The 16,721-nt window shown below is 57.7% G+C and carries 13 protein-coding genes and 1 pseudogene; 7 read left to right on the top strand and 7 right to left on the bottom strand.

Annotated features, from left to right (window positions below):
• Positions 1–28 precede the first annotated feature (28 nt).
• The 5 genes from ACA059_RS12860 to ACA059_RS12840 all read left to right on the top strand — a co-directional run bounded on the left by ACA059_RS12860 (position 29) and on the right by ACA059_RS12840 (position 7,703).
• Entirely contained in the window at positions 29–2,065 is a 2,037-nt protein-coding gene (locus tag ACA059_RS12860; RefSeq protein ID WP_497634102.1) for an LTA synthase family protein, read from the top strand.
• A 379-nt stretch (positions 2,066–2,444) separates the two neighbouring features.
• Positions 2,445–4,700 carry a catalase/peroxidase HPI gene (gene katG, locus ACA059_RS12855; protein WP_497634101.1) on the top strand — a complete coding sequence of 752 codons (2,256 nt, stop codon included), beginning with the start codon at positions 2,445–2,447 and terminating at the stop codon, positions 4,698–4,700.
• A 152-nt stretch (positions 4,701–4,852) separates the two neighbouring features.
• Positions 4,853–5,872, top strand: coding sequence for an AbrB family transcriptional regulator (locus tag ACA059_RS12850; protein ID WP_497634099.1), 1,020 nt, complete (start codon positions 4,853–4,855; stop codon positions 5,870–5,872).
• Between the two features lie 272 nt (positions 5,873–6,144).
• Positions 6,145–6,963: a diaminopimelate epimerase gene (dapF, locus tag ACA059_RS12845; RefSeq protein WP_497634097.1), complete on the top strand. Its 819-nt coding sequence runs from the start codon at positions 6,145–6,147 to the stop codon at positions 6,961–6,963.
• A 116-nt stretch (positions 6,964–7,079) separates the two neighbouring features.
• Positions 7,080–7,703: a hypothetical protein gene (locus ACA059_RS12840; protein ID WP_140681273.1), complete on the top strand. Its 624-nt coding sequence runs from the start codon at positions 7,080–7,082 to the stop codon at positions 7,701–7,703.
• A 187-nt stretch (positions 7,704–7,890) separates the two neighbouring features.
• Here ACA059_RS12840 and ACA059_RS12835 read toward each other — a convergent pair whose 3' ends face one another.
• On the bottom strand, positions 7,891–8,256 hold the full coding sequence (locus ACA059_RS12835) for an avidin-fold protein (RefSeq protein ID WP_283180662.1): 366 nt from the start codon (positions 8,254–8,256) through the stop codon (positions 7,891–7,893).
• A 200-nt stretch (positions 8,257–8,456) separates the two neighbouring features.
• Between ACA059_RS12835 and ACA059_RS12830 the strand changes: the two genes are divergently transcribed.
• Entirely contained in the window at positions 8,457–8,732 is a 276-nt protein-coding gene (locus ACA059_RS12830; protein ID WP_497634095.1) for a hypothetical protein, read from the top strand.
• A gap of 123 nt (positions 8,733–8,855) precedes the next feature.
• Here the strand turns inward: ACA059_RS12830 and mqo are convergent, their stop codons facing one another.
• Positions 8,856–10,499: a malate dehydrogenase (quinone) gene (gene mqo, locus ACA059_RS12825; protein ID WP_497634094.1), complete on the bottom strand. Its 1,644-nt coding sequence runs from the start codon at positions 10,497–10,499 to the stop codon at positions 8,856–8,858.
• A 384-nt stretch (positions 10,500–10,883) separates the two neighbouring features.
• Between mqo and ilvD the strand changes: the two genes are divergently transcribed.
• Positions 10,884–12,566: a dihydroxy-acid dehydratase gene (gene ilvD / locus ACA059_RS12820; RefSeq protein ID WP_497634092.1), complete on the top strand. Its 1,683-nt coding sequence runs from the start codon at positions 10,884–10,886 to the stop codon at positions 12,564–12,566.
• A gap of 105 nt (positions 12,567–12,671) precedes the next feature.
• Here ilvD and ACA059_RS12815 read toward each other — a convergent pair whose 3' ends face one another.
• The 5 genes and pseudogenes from ACA059_RS12815 to ACA059_RS12795 all read right to left on the bottom strand — a co-directional run bounded on the left by ACA059_RS12815 (position 12,672) and on the right by ACA059_RS12795 (position 16,613).
• A complete protein-coding gene (locus tag ACA059_RS12815) occupies positions 12,672–13,397 on the bottom strand; it encodes a methyl-accepting chemotaxis protein (RefSeq protein ID WP_497634669.1) in 726 nt (241 codons plus the stop codon).
• Between the two features lie 132 nt (positions 13,398–13,529).
• Positions 13,530–14,285: pseudogene (locus ACA059_RS12810) on the bottom strand (MCP four helix bundle domain-containing protein); the annotation flags it as partial.
• Between the two features lie 165 nt (positions 14,286–14,450).
• The gene (locus ACA059_RS12805; RefSeq protein ID WP_056745391.1) at positions 14,451–15,398 is read right to left on the bottom strand and encodes a phosphatidate cytidylyltransferase; all 948 of its coding nucleotides are present in this window, start codon (positions 15,396–15,398) and stop codon (positions 14,451–14,453) included.
• On the bottom strand, positions 15,395–15,994 hold the full coding sequence (locus tag ACA059_RS12800; RefSeq protein WP_497634090.1) for a lysophospholipid acyltransferase family protein: 600 nt from the start codon (positions 15,992–15,994) through the stop codon (positions 15,395–15,397). The genes ACA059_RS12805 and ACA059_RS12800 overlap by 4 nt, the downstream gene beginning before the upstream one ends.
• Complete coding sequence (locus ACA059_RS12795; RefSeq protein ID WP_497634089.1) at positions 15,981–16,613, bottom strand: CDP-alcohol phosphatidyltransferase family protein; 633 nt, start codon at positions 16,611–16,613, stop codon at positions 15,981–15,983. Before ACA059_RS12795 ends, ACA059_RS12800 begins: the two co-directional genes overlap by 14 nt.
• Between the last annotated feature and the right edge of the window lie 108 nt (positions 16,614–16,721).

The following is a 16,721-nucleotide window of genomic DNA, read 5'->3' as shown; positions in this document are numbered from 1 at the left end:
TAACGACTTTATTAACAGGGGAACAGGGATGGGTTGGCTGCACTCGAGACGTTTACATTACTGGCTGGGCGCGACAGCGATTACGTTCGCGCTGTTTGCTGTGCTTCGGGTCATGTTCTTTTTCGGCTATTCGGGTTTCGACGCCCGAGCGCTGATTGACCAAAATGCCGTCATGGAAACTTTGGGGATCGGCTTTCGTTTCGATCTGCGCCTGGCCATCCTGGCGATGTTGCCGTTGGCGTTACTGGCCTGGATTCCTCGCTGGAACCTGATCGGCAGCCGTCTGCTTCGCCGGATCGCCCGTGTGTATCTGGTCGCGGCCCTGAGCGTCCTGCTGCTGATTTACATCATCGATTTTGGTCATTACGCCTACCTGGGCGTGAGGATCAACGCCACCGTGCTGCGCTTCATCGAGGATGCGCAAATATCCCGTGACATGGTCTGGCAGACCTACCCGGTGATCTGGATTTCACTGGGTTGGCTGGCAACGGTCGCGCTGGTGACACTGGCCTTGGTGCGTCTGGAACGCGTGACGCTGGACCGCCCTAGCAAAGCCATTCGCCGGCTCGCCGCGACATTGGGTGGCGCGTTGATGGTCGTGGCGGTGCTGCTGGGCATTTTAGGTCGTGTCGAAAACATGAACCTTGAAAACCCGGTCCCGTTGCGCTGGAGCGATGCGTTCTTCTCGGGCAATAACCAGATCGCAGCGTTGGGCTTGAACCCGGTGTTGTTCCTCTACGACACGGTCAAAGTCGGCCAGTCGCGCTATGACGAAGCGCAGGTGCGCGAACACTACGCGGTGATGGCCAACTACCTGGGCGTGGACAAGCCCGATCCGCAAACCCTTGATTTCGTCCGTCACCAGGCACCACAACCCTACAAAGTACCGGGCTCCCGGCCGCCGAATGTGATGTTCGTCATGCTGGAATCGCTGGGCACCAGCGCCGTCGGGGCCTACGGCAACCCGATCAATCCGACGCCGAACATCGATCGCCTGGCCACGCAGAGCTGGTTCTTCGAGCACTTCTATGTGCCGGTGACGGGGACCGCAAAAACCGTCTGGGCCAGCATTAGCGGAGTGCCCGACGTCACCCGTCAGGAAACCGCGACGCGTAATCCGTTGATCACCAAACAAAACACACTGATCAACGCCTTCACCGGTTACGACAAGATCTATACCATCGGCGGCAACTCCGGCTGGGCCAACATGAATGCCTTGATTCGACAAAGCATCGACGGCGTTCGCTTGTTCGAAGAGCGGGACTGGAAGTCCCCGGTGGTGGATGTCTGGGGGATCTCCGATCTGGATCTGTTCAAGGAAACCGACCAGATCCTGCAAGCACTGCCCAAGGACAAACCATTCTTCGCCTATGTACAGACGGCCGGGAATCACCGCCCCTTCACGATTCCCAAGACCAATGATGGATTCGAGGTCAAGCACCCTACCCTGGCCGAAGTACAGGCCGCAGGGTCGCGCAGTGTCGAGCAGTACAACGCCGTGCGTTTGCTGGACTTCAACATCGGACGCTTGATGGAAATCGCCAAAGCAGGCGGCTGGTACGACAACACCATTTTCGTGCTGTTTGGTGACCACAACACCCGAATCGCGCAGATCCCGTTCCTGGCACCGGCTTATGAGCAACTGGGTCTGGAAAGCAACGCGGTGCCGATGATCATCCACGCACCGGGTTTGCTGGGGACGCGTAAGGTCAAGGAAGCGGTCGGCCTGGTGGACTTGCTGCCCACCGTGGCGGGCATGGCCGGCCTTGAGTTTCGCAACAGCGGCATGGGCCGTGACATTCAGCAGCCTGCGCCTGAGGGTGAACGCGTGGTACCGCTGGTACTGCGTGAGGGAACATTCCCGCTGATTGCTGGCGTGACTCAACACTACATGGTGCAGATGGAGCATGACGGCAGCTCGCCAAGTCTCCATGACCTGGCCTCACCAACACCGCTGGACAACATCGCCGAGCAGAACCCAGAAGAGTTCAAACGCCTGTCGCAGCTGACCCGCGCCATGCACGAAACCTCAAGGTTGATGCTGTACCAGAACGTGCGTAAGTAACGGCTTTCCCGCGTCTATGCTTCAAATAGACGCGGGGCCTCCCCGTGACACCAGTAAAAGACTCTGCCTATCACGACCCAATACTCCCCCTATTAGCTGACTTCCCAACGGGGGTCTAACCTTACTCGAGCGCCGGCACCATAAGCCGGCCGGTCAAGAGCTGATAAGGAGATAGGAATGGGTCAGAAGCCTGACTAAACCTGCCGTAGGCCACCGTGCAGGCAACTCGATTGCCGCTGTTCAGAATTCCCGTGTGATCAAAACAATCAGTTGATCAAACTGCTGGCCCTGCAGCCTGTGTCATTGGTTTCGCCCGTTGCTATTTAACGCCCACGTTGGGCCGGATAGCCGGATGAATACGACCAAAGGTAGCTCACACATGGCAAACGAATCGAAATGCCCGTTCCTTAGCGCCGCTGGCGGTGGCACGACAAACCGCGACTGGTGGCCGAACCAACTGAATCTGAAGATCCTCCATCAGCACTCGTCCCTGTCCGACCCCATGGACGAGGACTTCAACTACGCCGAAGCATTCAAAAGCCTGGACTTTGAAGCGGTCAAAAGAGACCTGACTGCGTTGATGACCGATTCCCAGGACTGGTGGCCGGCGGACTTCGGTCACTACGGGCCACTTTTCATTCGCATGGCTTGGCACTCTGCCGGTACGTACCGCACCGGTGACGGTCGTGGTGGCGCCGGCTCCGGTCAGCAACGCTTTGCGCCGCTCAACAGTTGGCCGGACAACGTCAGCCTCGACAAGGCACGCCGGCTGCTCTGGCCGATCAAGCAAAAATATGGTCGTAAAATTTCCTGGGCAGATCTGATCGTCCTCACCGGCAACGTCGCGCTGGAGTCCATGGGCTTCAAGACCTTCGGCTTTTCCGGCGGTCGTCCGGACATTTGGGAACCGGATGAGGACGTCTACTGGGGCTCCGAAAACAAATGGCTGGGCGGCGACACCCGCTACGGCAAAGACAAGGAACCCATGCAAGAGCCCGGCGAAGGACCACTCGTTGCTGAGCCGGGGGAAAACGAGGAGAGCCGTACCGACCAAGGGCGCTTCCTGGAGAACCCGCTCGCCGCCGTGCAAATGGGCTTGATCTACGTGAACCCGGAAGGCCCGGAAGGCAACCCGGACCCGGTCGCGGCCGGGAAGGACATCCGCGAAACCTTCGCGCGCATGGCGATGAATGACGAAGAAACCGTGGCACTGATCGCCGGCGGCCACGCCTTCGGCAAGACCCACGGCGCCGGACCGGCCGACAATGTCGGCGCCGAGCCCGAAGCCGCTGGCCTCGAAGCACAGGGCTTTGGCTGGAAGAACAGCTTCGGCACCGGCAAAGGTCCGGACACTATCACCAGCGGCCTGGAAGTAACCTGGACCACCACGCCCACCCGGTGGAGCAACAACTATCTGGAAAACCTGTTCGGCTTCGAGTGGGAGCTGAGCAAAAGCCCGGCCGGTGCGAACCAGTGGATACCGAAAAACGGCGCCGGCGCCGGCATCATTCCGGATGCTCACGATCCGTCCAAGCGTCGTAATCCGACCATGCTGACCACTGACCTGTCGCTGCGATTCGATCCGATCTATGAGCCGATTTCGCGGCGCTTCCTGGCCAATCCAGACCAGTTGGCCGACGCATTCGCCCGCGCCTGGTTCAAGCTGATCCACCGCGACATGGGTCCCCTCACCCGCTACCTCGGCCCGGAAATGCCGAGCGAAGAGCTGCTGTGGCAAGACCCGATTCCAGCGGTCGACCATGCCTTGGTCAACGACAGTGACGTCGCCGCGCTCAAGAGCAAACTCCTCGCCTCGGGCCTGACCGTTTCGCAGCTTGTATCAACGGCTTGGGCGGCGGCTTCGACCTTCCGTGGCTCCGACAAACGCGGTGGCGCCAACGGTGGGCGCTTGCGTCTGGCCCCGCAGAAGTTCTGGCAGGCCAACCAGCCTGAGCAATTGGCGAACGTGCTGGCGAAACTCGAGGGTATCCAAAGCGAGTTCAACAGCGGCGGCAAGAAGATCTCGCTGGCAGACCTGATCGTGCTGGCTGGTAACGCGGGCGTCGAACAGGCGGCAAAAAATGCCGGTCAAACCGTGACAGTGCCGTTTACACCAGGACGGATGGACGCCTCCCAAGAGCAAACGGACGTGGAGTCTTTCGGCTTCCTCGAACCCTTCGCCGATGGCTTCCGCAACTACCTCAAAGGCAGATACAGCGTAGCGGCCGAGCAGCTGTTGATCGACAAGGCGCAACTGCTGACACTTACCGCGCCAGAAATGACCGCGCTCGTTGGCGGCATGCGCGTGCTGAACACCAACGTCGGACAAACCAAGCACGGTGTATTCACCAAGCAGCCGGAGGCGTTGACCAACGACTTCTTCAAAAACCTGCTGGATATGGGCGTGGAATGGAAACCGGTGTCGGAGGCTAATGAGGAGTTTGAAGGGCGCGATCGCAAAACCGGCGAAGTGAAGTGGACCGGCAGCCGTGTCGACCTCGTCTTTGGCTCGAATGCGCAGCTGCGAGCGTTGGCGGAAGTCTATGCAACCGCTGATGCGCAGGAGAAGTTCGTTAAAGACTTCGTAGCAGCCTGGGCCAAAGTGATGGACCTGGATCGCTTCGATCTCAAGTAACACGAGCTGTATCGCTGAAACTGCAACGCCTCCCACTGTGGAGGCGTTGTGCTTTTTGTCACTTGACGCTTCACGCCGTTAGATGGGAAAACGTGCGTGGCCCGGATGCAAGCGTTGGGTTCAACAAGAATCAAGGAAGACTCATCAACACCATGAAAACCCTACTGTGTTTGCTGATCGCCACCGGCGTCGGCACCGCGCTGCAGTATGCCGGCCTCCCCCATGGCCTGTTGCTCGGCTCGATACTCGCCACCGCGTTGATCGCCAGCAATTTGCGTTTTTCCCCCACGCTGCCCTTCGGCCTTGGCTACGTGCAAATCGTGTTGGGGATCGCGACCGGCCTGATGTTCACGTCGTGGAACAGCCAAACGGCGGCCGCCATGTTGCCGAGCCTGGGCTTCATGCTGCTGGGCTTGATGGTCCAGAGCACCGTGGCCGGTTTGTGGCTGCTTAAGGTCTCGGGATGGAACCCGAAGGACTCCCTGTTAGCCGTGTATCCGGGCGCACTCGCCGCCGTATTCGATTTACTCGAGTCCGAGCGCGCGTCCAGCAAGGTGATCGTCGTGCACCTGGTGCGACTGCTGTCGATCACCGTGCTGGTCAGTTTCTGCATTCCCGGGCAGACCGAGGTGGCACTTGCCGAGAGCAGCCCGCTGCTCATGAGCACGGTGCTAACCCTGCTGTCGCTGATCGCCTTGTGCATATTGCTCGGCCGCCTGCTGTTGCGCGTTGGCGTTCCGGCACCGTTCATGCTCACCGCGATCGTCGTCACCGGCGTCTACATCAAGCTGGGCTATCTCCAGGCCTCCCACCTGCCGTCATGGAGTGTCGACACCGCCGTGGTCCTCCTCGGTGTGCTGATTGGCTCGAAATTCAAAGACATCAGCCTCGCAGAACTTGTCCGTCACGGCCGGGCCGGGCTGATGGCCGTCGCCTTGATGTTGCTGATCGCAGCGGCGTTTGCCGGCGTGGCCGGACGGGTTCTGGGCAGCGATCCCTTGTCGTTGTGGCTGGCGTACATGCCGGGCGCCATCGAAACCATCGCCCTCGTCGCCTTCAGTGGCGGGCTGAACGTGGTGTTCATCCTGACCCATCACCTGGTGCGAATGGTCGTGCTGCACTTTGCCCCGGCGTTGGTCGTTCAGGCGCGGCGCTGGCGGGAGGATGTCTGATCGCTGGAAGGACTAATTGGGAGATATCGTGGCCAGGGCACCAATCAAAATGGTCAACACCAGAAATCCACCCAGGAAAATCGCCATCTTGCCCATTGGGCCTCCTACATTATGAGTTTGCGGTGCAGCGGTTGCCGCGACTGCGGAGCGTGCCGGTATTGTGAGCCGGCGGCTGTGTGCATTACAGATGCAGATGGCGCAGGAAAATACGGATCAGAACACCGAATTGAGGTTAGATCGCCTTTAAACGTCAATTCCGCCAGGGTCTATTTATGCCGCTGAGTTTTCATAAAATGCACGCCAATGGCGATGACTTCATCATTGTGGACTCGCGAAACGCGGCCAATCCAATGACAAGTACCCTGGCTCGGCGAATGGGTGATCGGAACCGAGGAGTCGGATTCAATCAACTCGCGGTGGTGCTCGATTGCGATGATGCAGATGCGCGTTTGATGTTTTGGAATGCAGATGGCTCTACGCTGGATGTTTGCGGCAGTGCAACGCGGGGCGCCGCGGATATGCTGATGCGCGAATCAAATACCACTTCTATAGCGCTCCGAACCAACCGTGGTCTACTCACTTGCGAACGAACTTCGACCGGCGAAATTTCCGTCAACATGGGAAAGCCGCTTTTCGACTGGTCGGATATTCCCTTGTCTCTGGAACTGGATACAACTGTTTTGCCACTTGCTGGTGGCCCAACAGCTTGCAGCATGGGAAATCCGCACTGCACCTATTTTGTGGATGATCTAACAGCCATTGATGTAGCGACCATCGGCCCGACAATTGAAACCAACCCCCTATTCCCCCTCAGGACGAACGTGCATTTCGTCCAGATCATTAACCGAAAGCACATTCGGTTGCGCATTTGGGAGCGCTGGGGTGGTATTCCGCTCGGTTCAGGTTCCTGCTCTTGTGGCGCCGCTGTTAACGGAATTCGTCGTGGCTTGTTAGACAATTCCGTTGAGGTTGAATGTGATGGCGGAACCGTAACGGTTCAATGGGATGGCGTGGGACCTGTCTTTCTCATTGGACCGGTAGAGGCAGCTTTTTCGGGAATAATTACGGATAGCTTATTGCAAGCTTTATAGCTGCTATATCGTGATAAACAGAGGCGGTCCAGAGGACTCGGAACCCTACCCGAATGCTTGGATAGCAGAGCAGCACGCCTGTCTGTCAGCGCTCAAAAATGGATCGAGGATAGGGAATGAGTATTTTCAGTCGGATAAAATCTTTCGTAAGACGTGGCCAGGAAGAGCAAGTTGCCGGCTACTCCATACCAGAGTTGAAGTCGGTTTTTGCTGAGCCTCTATCACGTCTCCCTCGGTCTCTGACCGACTATCCGCAAGTGGTATCTTTGGACGATATCGGTATCTCGGCCTATTACTCTGCTTTCTTAATCGGCAATGAAGACGTTCATAAGTTTTCGGCACTTGTCGAATCGAATTTCAGGTTCAAGACTGAAAAACTATTCAACGACCTTCCCGTAAAACGTTATTCAGACATCCGAGAATACAACCACCTGATCTATTTCAGATCCGACGGAGAATTTAACGCCACAACGATGCGGATGGTTACGAACAGCGCCGAATTTCTAAACATTATTCAGCTTGAGAAATTGGCCGTTCCGCCACCCTGGATAGCGTTTGAGGGGTACAACCCTTTGTGGTGGGGAGGAAATATGCAAGGCGCTCAGGGCTACTATAACGACAGCTACTTCTCGCCGTTTTTTACTGATTTAAGCGGAGCAGAAAGGGAGATTTATTACGCAAGATACAATGCGCCGAATGAATGGATAAAAAGCTTGGAATTGATGTACGACATTGAATGATCGTTCACCTTTCTGGGGCTGCTTCGCAGCCCAACGGGGGCAAGCCCCCTCGCCACAAAATAACTCGTCAGTCTTAGCAATTCGTAATCTGCAAGATCGAATTCCAGACACAAAAAAGCCCACTGACCGTCACCGGTTCAGTGGGCTTTTCTTACAAATACATCCGACCCATTATTCTCCTTAACCGCTACGCGGCAAGCTCGACGTAGCTCGACTCCCCACCCCCCGTCGCGCCCGACAACCAACCCCATACGAAGGTCAGCGTGGTACGTCCTGCGTGATCAACGCCTACCGTGCCACGAGACCAGCCGGCAAGAATCTCACCATCCGTAGTCAAGCACTGATAAAGAAGCTCAATGGTATCGGGGCCTGTCACGCGTCCGACTTGATTACCCATACGGATATGGCCGCCCTGGTAAGTACCCCAAATAGCATCTTCCTCGACATGGTAGTGAAATACTGTGCGTGCATCGGATAGCCCGTGGGCGTTGTCTGCTACCGAAAATCGGCGATTGTTCAAACGCTCGCTGATTTGAGAAAAGGGGATTTCCATAAATGTCGCGTCCTTTAGTTGAGATGTTCCATTCCAGCCTTCGATAATCTTAAGCCATTCTGTCGCGACGGATGAAGGCACGGCTTCAGCCATCTCTGGAGCTACGAACTCAGGAGCCACCACCGTTTGTCAGCCTCTCAGCACCTTCCCCTTCCCGGCTTTTCCAACGCTGTACACCCCTCACATGGCAGGCCTAAATGATGAACAGGACAATTGCTGCTCTCACGATCGCGGGCCTGTTCGCCTGCTCGCTTTTCGCACTTGCTGCCGAAAAGACGACTGGAGAATCTGCGGTGCCACCTGCCGCGCTTCCCGGAATCAACCAGGCTCAGGGCTCTGAATCCAAGGAGGACAAGGCCGACAAAAAAGGTGAGGAAGCTGCGGGTTCAAACTCCGGTGCGGAGTCGGAAGAGACGGACAAAGATGCGGCCACCTCTAGCGGTTCGAAGGACGTTGAGAAAAAACCAACGCAGTAGTAGTGAGTTAGCGGTCCGCCTGCATCGGCCTTAGTGTTGCGTAACCTGCAAGAACTGAATTCGGCCCACAAAAAAAACCCACTGACCGTCACCGGTTCAGTGGGCTTTTGATTTGGCTTCTAGTTACAGAGCCATATCAGTAGCAGCATTAGCTTTTGGCGCCTTGGCAGGAGCAGCCGGAGCAGCCGGAGCCACCATCTGACCAATCGCCGGCGGCGGAGTCAGTTGCAACACCTTGGCGGTGTAAGCCCACTCCTCAGCCACTTTCTCAGGGCTACCATTCAACTGAGTGCCATAACTAGGCACGATCTGGTGCAGCTTTTCCTGCCAGGCTGGGGAAGCCACCTTGTCCTTGAACACTTTCTGCAGCACGGTCAGCATGATCGGCGCAGCAGTCGAAGCACCCGGCGATGCACCCAGCAAACCAGCGATGGTGCCGTCTTGCGAGGCAACAATCTCGGTACCTAACTTCAGCACGCCACCAGCGGCTTCATCACGCTTGATGATCTGCACGCGCTGGCCGGCTTGCCACAGGCGCCAGTCTTCGGCTTTGGCGTTCGGAAAGTATTCTTTCAGGGCATTGAGGCGGTCTTCGTCAGAAAGCATCAGTTGGCCAGCAAGGTACTCGACCAGCGGGTATTCCTTGATGCCGACTTTCGTCATTGGCCACACGTTGTGCGTGGTGGTGGTGGTCAGCAGGTCCAGGTACGAGCCTTCTTTCAGGAACTTGGTGCTGAAGGTCGCGAATGGGCCAAACAGGATGACGCGCTTGCCGTCCAGGACACGGGTGTCCAGGTGCGGAACCGACATCGGCGGTGCGCCAACGGAGGCTTTGCCGTAGGCCTTGGCCAGGTGTTGCTCGGCGATGGTCGGGTTTTCGGTGACCAGGAACGAGCCGCCTACCGGGAAGCCTGCGTATTCCTTGGCTTCAGGAATGCCGGACTTCTGCAACAGGTGCAGTGCACCGCCGCCCGCGCCGATGAACACGAACTTGGCGTCGGTTTCGGTTTTGGTGCCGTCTTTCAGGTTTTTGTAGCTGACGCGCCAGCTGCCGTCTTCGTTCTTGGTGATGTCTTGCACTTCGCTAGACAGTTTCAAGTCGAACTTTGGCGTGGTTTGCAGGTGCGCAACGAATTGGCGGGTGATCTCGCCGAAGTTGACGTCGGTACCGATCGGGGTCCAGGTAGCCGCGACTTTCTGGTTCGGGTCACGCCCTTCCATCATCAGCGGAACCCACTTCTTGATCACAGCCGGGTCTTCGGAGTACTGCATGCCGGCGAACAGCGGGCTCGCTTGCAGGGCTTCGTAGCGCTTTTTCAAGAACTTGATGTTGTCATCGCCCCACACAAAGCTCATGTGTGGCGTGGAGTTGATGAACGAACGCGGGTTTTTCAGCACGCCTTGCTGAACCTGCCAGGCCCAGAACTGACGGGAGATCTGGAAGGCTTCGTTGATTTCAACGGCTTTCGGGATCTGAACGTTGCCTTTATCGTCTTCCGGGGTGTAGTTCAACTCGGCCAGGGCGGAGTGACCGGTACCGGCGTTGTTCCAGCCGTTGGAGCTTTCCAGGGCGACGCCGTCGAGGCGCTCGACCATTTCCATCGACATACCCGGTTCCAGCTCATTGAGCCAGACACCCAGGGTCGCGCTCATGATGCCGCCGCCAATCAGCAGCACATCGACTTTCTTTGCCTCTTCCGCTTGCGCGGACGCGATCCCCATCGACAAAGCCAGCCCCAGCAGGGCCGTGTTCATTTTTTTAAACATGTGTAGCACCTATGATAAAACGCCATCCGCCCTTCCATCCCCACGCTTGAGGCCCCTGGTTCACGGCATGCAGGCAGCATGCTGTGGGTTCCGCACTCATAAGGATTGGAGGGTGGGCACAAGGCCGACGTGTCTCCATCGACCTCAGTTTATATGTCCCTACTGAACTGACTTTTTATCTTTATTGGCTTCAGCTACTTGAGCGACAGTGATTCTGTTGGCGCGTCTCAAGGACGCGCAAACTGAATAGGTCAAAGCAAGTTAGGCGAAGAATATCACGACACGGCAAACCCGCGCGTCTGTTCCCGACTTGATAGTCCGGGCACAAGCGCTGAGCCCACTATACTCATCGTGATTTTCTCGACGAGCCTGTGAGGAGCAGTCATGAGCGACAAAAACGATTTGCGCAAATATTCCTCCCAAGTGGTCGACGGCGTGGAACGCGCGCCGGGACGATCCATGCTGCGCGCAGTGGGTTTCACGGACGAGGACTTCAAGAAACCGCAGATCGGCATCGCCTCCACGTGGGCGATGGTCACGCCCTGCAACATGCACATCGACAAGCTGGCGATAGAAGCCGAAAAAGGCGCGAATGCCGCCGGTGCCAAGGGCGTCATTTTCAACACGATCACCATTTCCGACGGCATCGCCAACGGCACCGAAGGCATGAAATATTCGCTGGTGTCGCGGGAAGTGATCGCCGATTCCATTGAAGTGGTGGCCGGCTGCGAAGGCTTTGACGGCCTGGTGACCGTGGGCGGTTGTGACAAGAACATGCCGGGCTGCCTGATCGGCATGGCGCGACTGAATCGCCCTTCCATCTTCGTCTATGGCGGTACCATCCGGCCGGGCGCCGGCCACACCGATATCATCTCCGTGTTCGAGGCCGTGGGTCAGCACGCGCGGGGGGATATCAGCGAGATTCAGGTCAAGCAAATCGAAGAAGTGGCGATTCCAGGCCCCGGCTCCTGCGGCGGCATGTACACCGCCAACACCATGGCTTCCGCGATTGAGGCGCTGGGCATGAGCCTGCCCGGTTCCAGCTCTCAGGACGCCGTCGGCAGCGACAAGGCGTCGGACAGTTTCCGCGCCGGTCAGCAGGTCATGGAGCTGCTCAAGCAAGACATCAAACCGCGCGACATCATGACCCGCAAGGCCTTTGAAAACGCGATTCGGGTGGTGATCGCCCTCGCCGGCTCGACCAATGCCGTGCTGCATCTTCTGGCCATGGCGCATGCGGTGGATGTCGAGCTGACGCTGGATGATTTCGTCGAGCTAGGCAAGGTGTCCCCGGTGGTGGCCGACCTGCGCCCCAGCGGTCAATACATGATGAGTGAACTGGTGGCCATCGGCGGCATTCAGCCGCTGATGAAGCGCATGCTCGCCGCCGGCATGCTGCACGGCGATGCGCTAACGGTCACCGGCAAAACCCTGGCCGAAAACCTGGAAAACGTACCCGATTACCCCGAAGGTCAGGACGTGATCCTGCCCTTCGACCAACCGATCAAAAAGGACTCCCATTTAGTGGTGCTGCGCGGCAACCTTTCGCCCACCGGCGCCGTGGCCAAAATCACCGGTAAGGAAGGCTTGCGCTTTGAAGGCACGGCGCGGGTCTACCACGGTGAGGAAGGTGCGTTGACCGGTATCCTCAACGGTGAAGTCAAGGCCGGCGACGTGATCGTGATCCGCTACGAAGGCCCAAAAGGCGGCCCGGGCATGCGCGAAATGCTCTCGCCGACTTCGGCGGTGATGGGCAAGGGGCTGGGCAAGGACGTTGCGCTGATCACCGACGGCCGCTTCTCCGGTGGTTCACATGGGTTTGTGGTGGGCCATATCACGCCCGAAGCCTTTGATGGCGGGCCGATCGCGCTGATTGAAGACGGCGACAAGATCACCATCGACGCCGAAACACGGCAGATTACGGTCGATGTTTCCGACGCCGAACTGGCCGAGCGCAAGACCCGATGGGTGCGCCCGGAATCCAAGTACAAACGCGGTGTGTTGGCCAAGTACGCGAAGACGGTGTCCAGCGCCTCGGAAGGGGCTGTGACGGATAAGTACCTCTAGATCAAAAGATCGCAGGCTGCGCCAGCTCCTACATCGATCGCGTACGTCCCGGATGTACGCAAACCCCGTAGGAGCTGCCGAAGGCTGCGATCTTTTAGCCCCGCATCAAAGCCGAAACCGATCCACCGACTGCGAGAGCTTGCCTGCCAGGGCGGACAACTCGTCGGTGGTGTTAGCAGTCCGGCCAATGACCTTGCTGTTGCCTTCGGACATGCCGGCAATCATTTCGACCTGATGGGCGATTTCGTTGCTGGCCAAGCTCTGCTCACCGATGGTGCGGGTGATGTCATTGACCAGTTGCGTGGTGTTCAACGTGGCGTCGAGGATTTCGCGGATGGCACGCTCGACGTCGGCGGTCACGGCCATGCCTTTGTCGACCTGCGCCACGCCCGCCTCCATGCTGGTCACCGCCTCGCGGGTGCTTTGCTGGATGCGTGACACCATCGTGGCAATTTCCTGGGTGGAGGCGCTGGTGCGTCCCGCCAGGCTGCGCACTTCGTCGGCCACCACGGCAAACCCACGCCCTTGCTCACCGGCACGAGCGGCTTCGATCGCGGCGTTGAGCGCCAGCAAATTGGTTTGATCGGCGATGCCCTTGATCACCTGGATGATGCTGAAAATCCCTTCGGACTCCTTGTCCAGCGTGCGGATCACCTGGGCCGACTGCTGCGCCGAACGCGCAATACCGTCCATGTCGCTAACCACCTGATGGATCACACGACCGCCATCCTTGGCCAGTGCCTCGGCCTGATTGGCCATATTCAACGCACGTTCGGCATGCCGGGTGATTTCCTCGATGCTCGCGGTCATTTCGCTGGCGGCCGCCGCCATGGTGCTGGCCGCTACGCTTTGCTGCTGGCTGCTGCCGGCGACTTCGTGGCAGCCGCTGCTCAATTGTTCACTCATGCCGCTCACGCCATGGGCGTTGCTGCGCACGACTTCGATCATGCCGCGCAGGTCGCGCTGCATGGTCGCGAGGCTGCGAATCAGGGCGCTGGCTTCGTCGTTGTGAGTGGGCTCGACAATCGGTTCGCTCAGGTTGCCATGGGCGATGCTGTCGGCGATGCGGCTGGCGGTCTGCAACGGCCCCATGATGCTCAGCATCACCCAGCGCCCCTGGGCCAGCAGCAATAACAGGCTGGCGATGAGGACGCCGCCAAGGGTGAAGTTGGCGTTGCTGATGACTTTCTGAGTGCCGGCACTGGTCTGTTGGGTGTTGGTTTCGATCAGTTCGCTGAGCGCGGCCATCTGATCTTCCAGCTGGCTGAATACGCTACTGAAACCGCCCAGTTGTTGCTGCGCGGCTTCCGGATTTTCCAGCGCCAGCGCGACGATGCGTTCGGCTGCGCTGATGTAGGTATCGAGGCTGGGCTTGATCTTGTTCAGGCCCGCTTTAAGGGTGTCGTTGACCGGCAGCTTGAGGTTTTCACCGAGCATTTCACGAAAATGCGCCGCATGTTCCTCGGTGGAACTGCGCACCTCGGCTTTGCTGCTGGTGCTTTTACCCAACCCGACCAGCATCGCCGACAGCACGTCTGCGCGTAACGCGTCGTGCATCATGTCGGCTTCGAGGTGATTGCGCAGCACGGCCATACTGACCTCGTTGTCATTCACCGCCTCAGCCATCTGGGTGTTTCCCAGGTAACTGACCAGACTCATGATCAGCGCGGTAATCAGCCCGGTGCCAATCAGCAGAATCAAACGTAATTTTATGGACACTCTGTGGATCCTCTCTCAGCACGTTTGTCAGTGGCGTAAAGCCAACTGCGGATTGGTTTGCTGAAAGGGTTATCGGCTGGCACGAGTGGTTAATGAAGCGAAGTATCCATACGCGCATGTCTTTGCGACATGCGGTATGTTTTTTCGGTTTTGAGGGCGCCCGAATCAGGCCGCAGAGAAGAAGTATCGCGTCAGGTGAAAGAAGATCGGCGCTGCGAAGCAAATCGAGTCCATCCGGTCGAGCATGCCGCCGTGACCTTTGATCATGGTTCCCCAGTCCTTGGCGCTCAAACTGCGTTTGATCGCCGACATGACCAGACCACCGAGGAAGCCCATCACCACGATGACGAACGACATCATCAGTGACTGCCAGAAGCTGAAGGGGGTCATCCAGAACATGCAGCCGCCAATCAGCGTTGCAGACAGGCCTCCACCGACCAGACCTTCCACCGTTTTTGACGGACTCACCAGCGGCGCAACTTTGTGCTTGCCGAAGAGCTTGCCGAACACGTACTGCAACACGTCACTCAACTGAACGACGAACACCAGATAGAACAGCAGCAGCGCGTTTTGGCCGGTAAACCCTTCCAGATCCAGGAGCAATAGCGCGGGCGCATGGCTGATGCAATAAATGCAGATCATCACGCCCCACTGGATTTTTGCCGTCCTTTCCAGGAAGCCGTCAGTGTCCTGACTCAGCACCGCAATCGCCGGCAACAGCAGGAATGAATACACCGGAATCAGCAGCGTAAACATCGAATACCAGTGCGTACCGATCAGAATGTATTGCAGCGGGATCAGGATGAAAAACGCCGAAAACAGGGCGTTATGGTCACCCCGCCTGGTCGGTGTCAGGGTGATGAACTCCCTGAGCGCGAACAGTGAGATGAATCCGAACAGGACGACCGTTGCATTGCCGCCAAGCAGGTAGGACACGAAGAAGATGATGACCATCCCCCACCAGGCATTCACGCGCTGATTGAGGTTTTCGATGGTCGAGACAGCGCCTTCCGTTTTGGCCCGCCGGGCCAGCAGTCGACCAGCGAGCGAAGCAATCGCCAGCAAGCACGCCAATCCAAAAAAGAACCACAAAAACTTTGCTTCAAGACTCATTTCGACAGCCCCACAATGGCGTTACGCGCGCGTTCCAGAAACACCTGTTTATCCTCGCCAGCAATCCTTTCCATCGGATTGCCGATACGGATCGTGCAGATGATCGGCAGAGGGACGTGTTTGCCTTTGGGCATGGAGCGATGAAGGTTTTCCAGGTAGATAGGCACCAGGTCGACATCGGGGAAGGTTTCGCTCAGCCGGAAAAGACCTGATTTGAATTCCCCGGGCAGTGCCTCGGATGAGCGAGTGCCTTCCGGAAAGAAGATGATCGAATGACCCGCCTGTACCACATCGAAAATGGGCTCCAGCGCGTTTTTGCCGGGCGCCGGTTTACGGTCAATCAGCACAGCATTCAGGCCTTTCTGGGAGATGTACGACAGAAACCGGTTCTTTCCCCAATAGTCGGCAGCGGCGATCGGCTTCACATTTAACCTGGCCTCGGGCGGCAGGGCCGCAATGATGGCCAAGGTGTCCATATGGCTGGTGTGATTGGCGAAATAGATTCGCTGACGCGTGAGATCCGGCGGGCTCTCCCATCTGGCCGTGACGCCAATCAGCAGTCGAAGAACAGAAATCAGCGCATTACTGATCCACATGGTCGGCCCCTTTTAGCTGCCTGGCGATCGCCAGCGTTCGCGTGACGCAGGTTGCGACTGAGCCAATGGCGATGACAGCCAGCGCGATCAACAGTACGTAGTGAGTGCCATAAACGCTTGCTTCGATGGCATTCAGCAGCAGTCCTGCGGTCATCACGGCCATTCGATGCTGCTTGGCCATAGGGCCGATGAAGGTCTGCTTGAGACCGATCGAGCCGCCGAACACCCTGACATAAGCAGTAAGTGCCGCCGCTAGGGCAGCAAACCATCCGAGGTCGGATTGCCCAATGGCATACCCCAACCCTACGATCAGCAGGCTGTCGGCAATCCGGTCCGGGAATTCGTTGTAGAGACTGCCGATGTCGGACTTCTTGCCGCCCTCTATCGCCACCATCCCATCGAAGAGGTTGCACAGCAGACGCAACTGAATGCCGATCGCGCAGCAGATCGATCCAATGACACCGCTATCAATATTGAGCGCCACGACGCCGGCAAACGCGAAGGCGATGCTGGCGACGGATATCTGATTGGGGGAAATGTCTCTTTTCACCAGAATGTCGGTGATGCGTTTTGCCCAGCCCGCAGAGCGCGTCTTGATGGGCCTTCTGTTGTCATCCACTAGCCAATATCCCTATAAATGATGAGTTACTACGTGTTGCATTGTAATGGCGAGTCGCGCTGACTACATCCAGCAATACGAAGACTTTGCTTCGGTTGTGGTTTTTGG

The sequence above is a fragment of the Pseudomonas sp. LBUM1647 genome (assembly GCF_059716175.1).
This window is presented reverse-complemented; position numbering and strand designations above follow the sequence as displayed.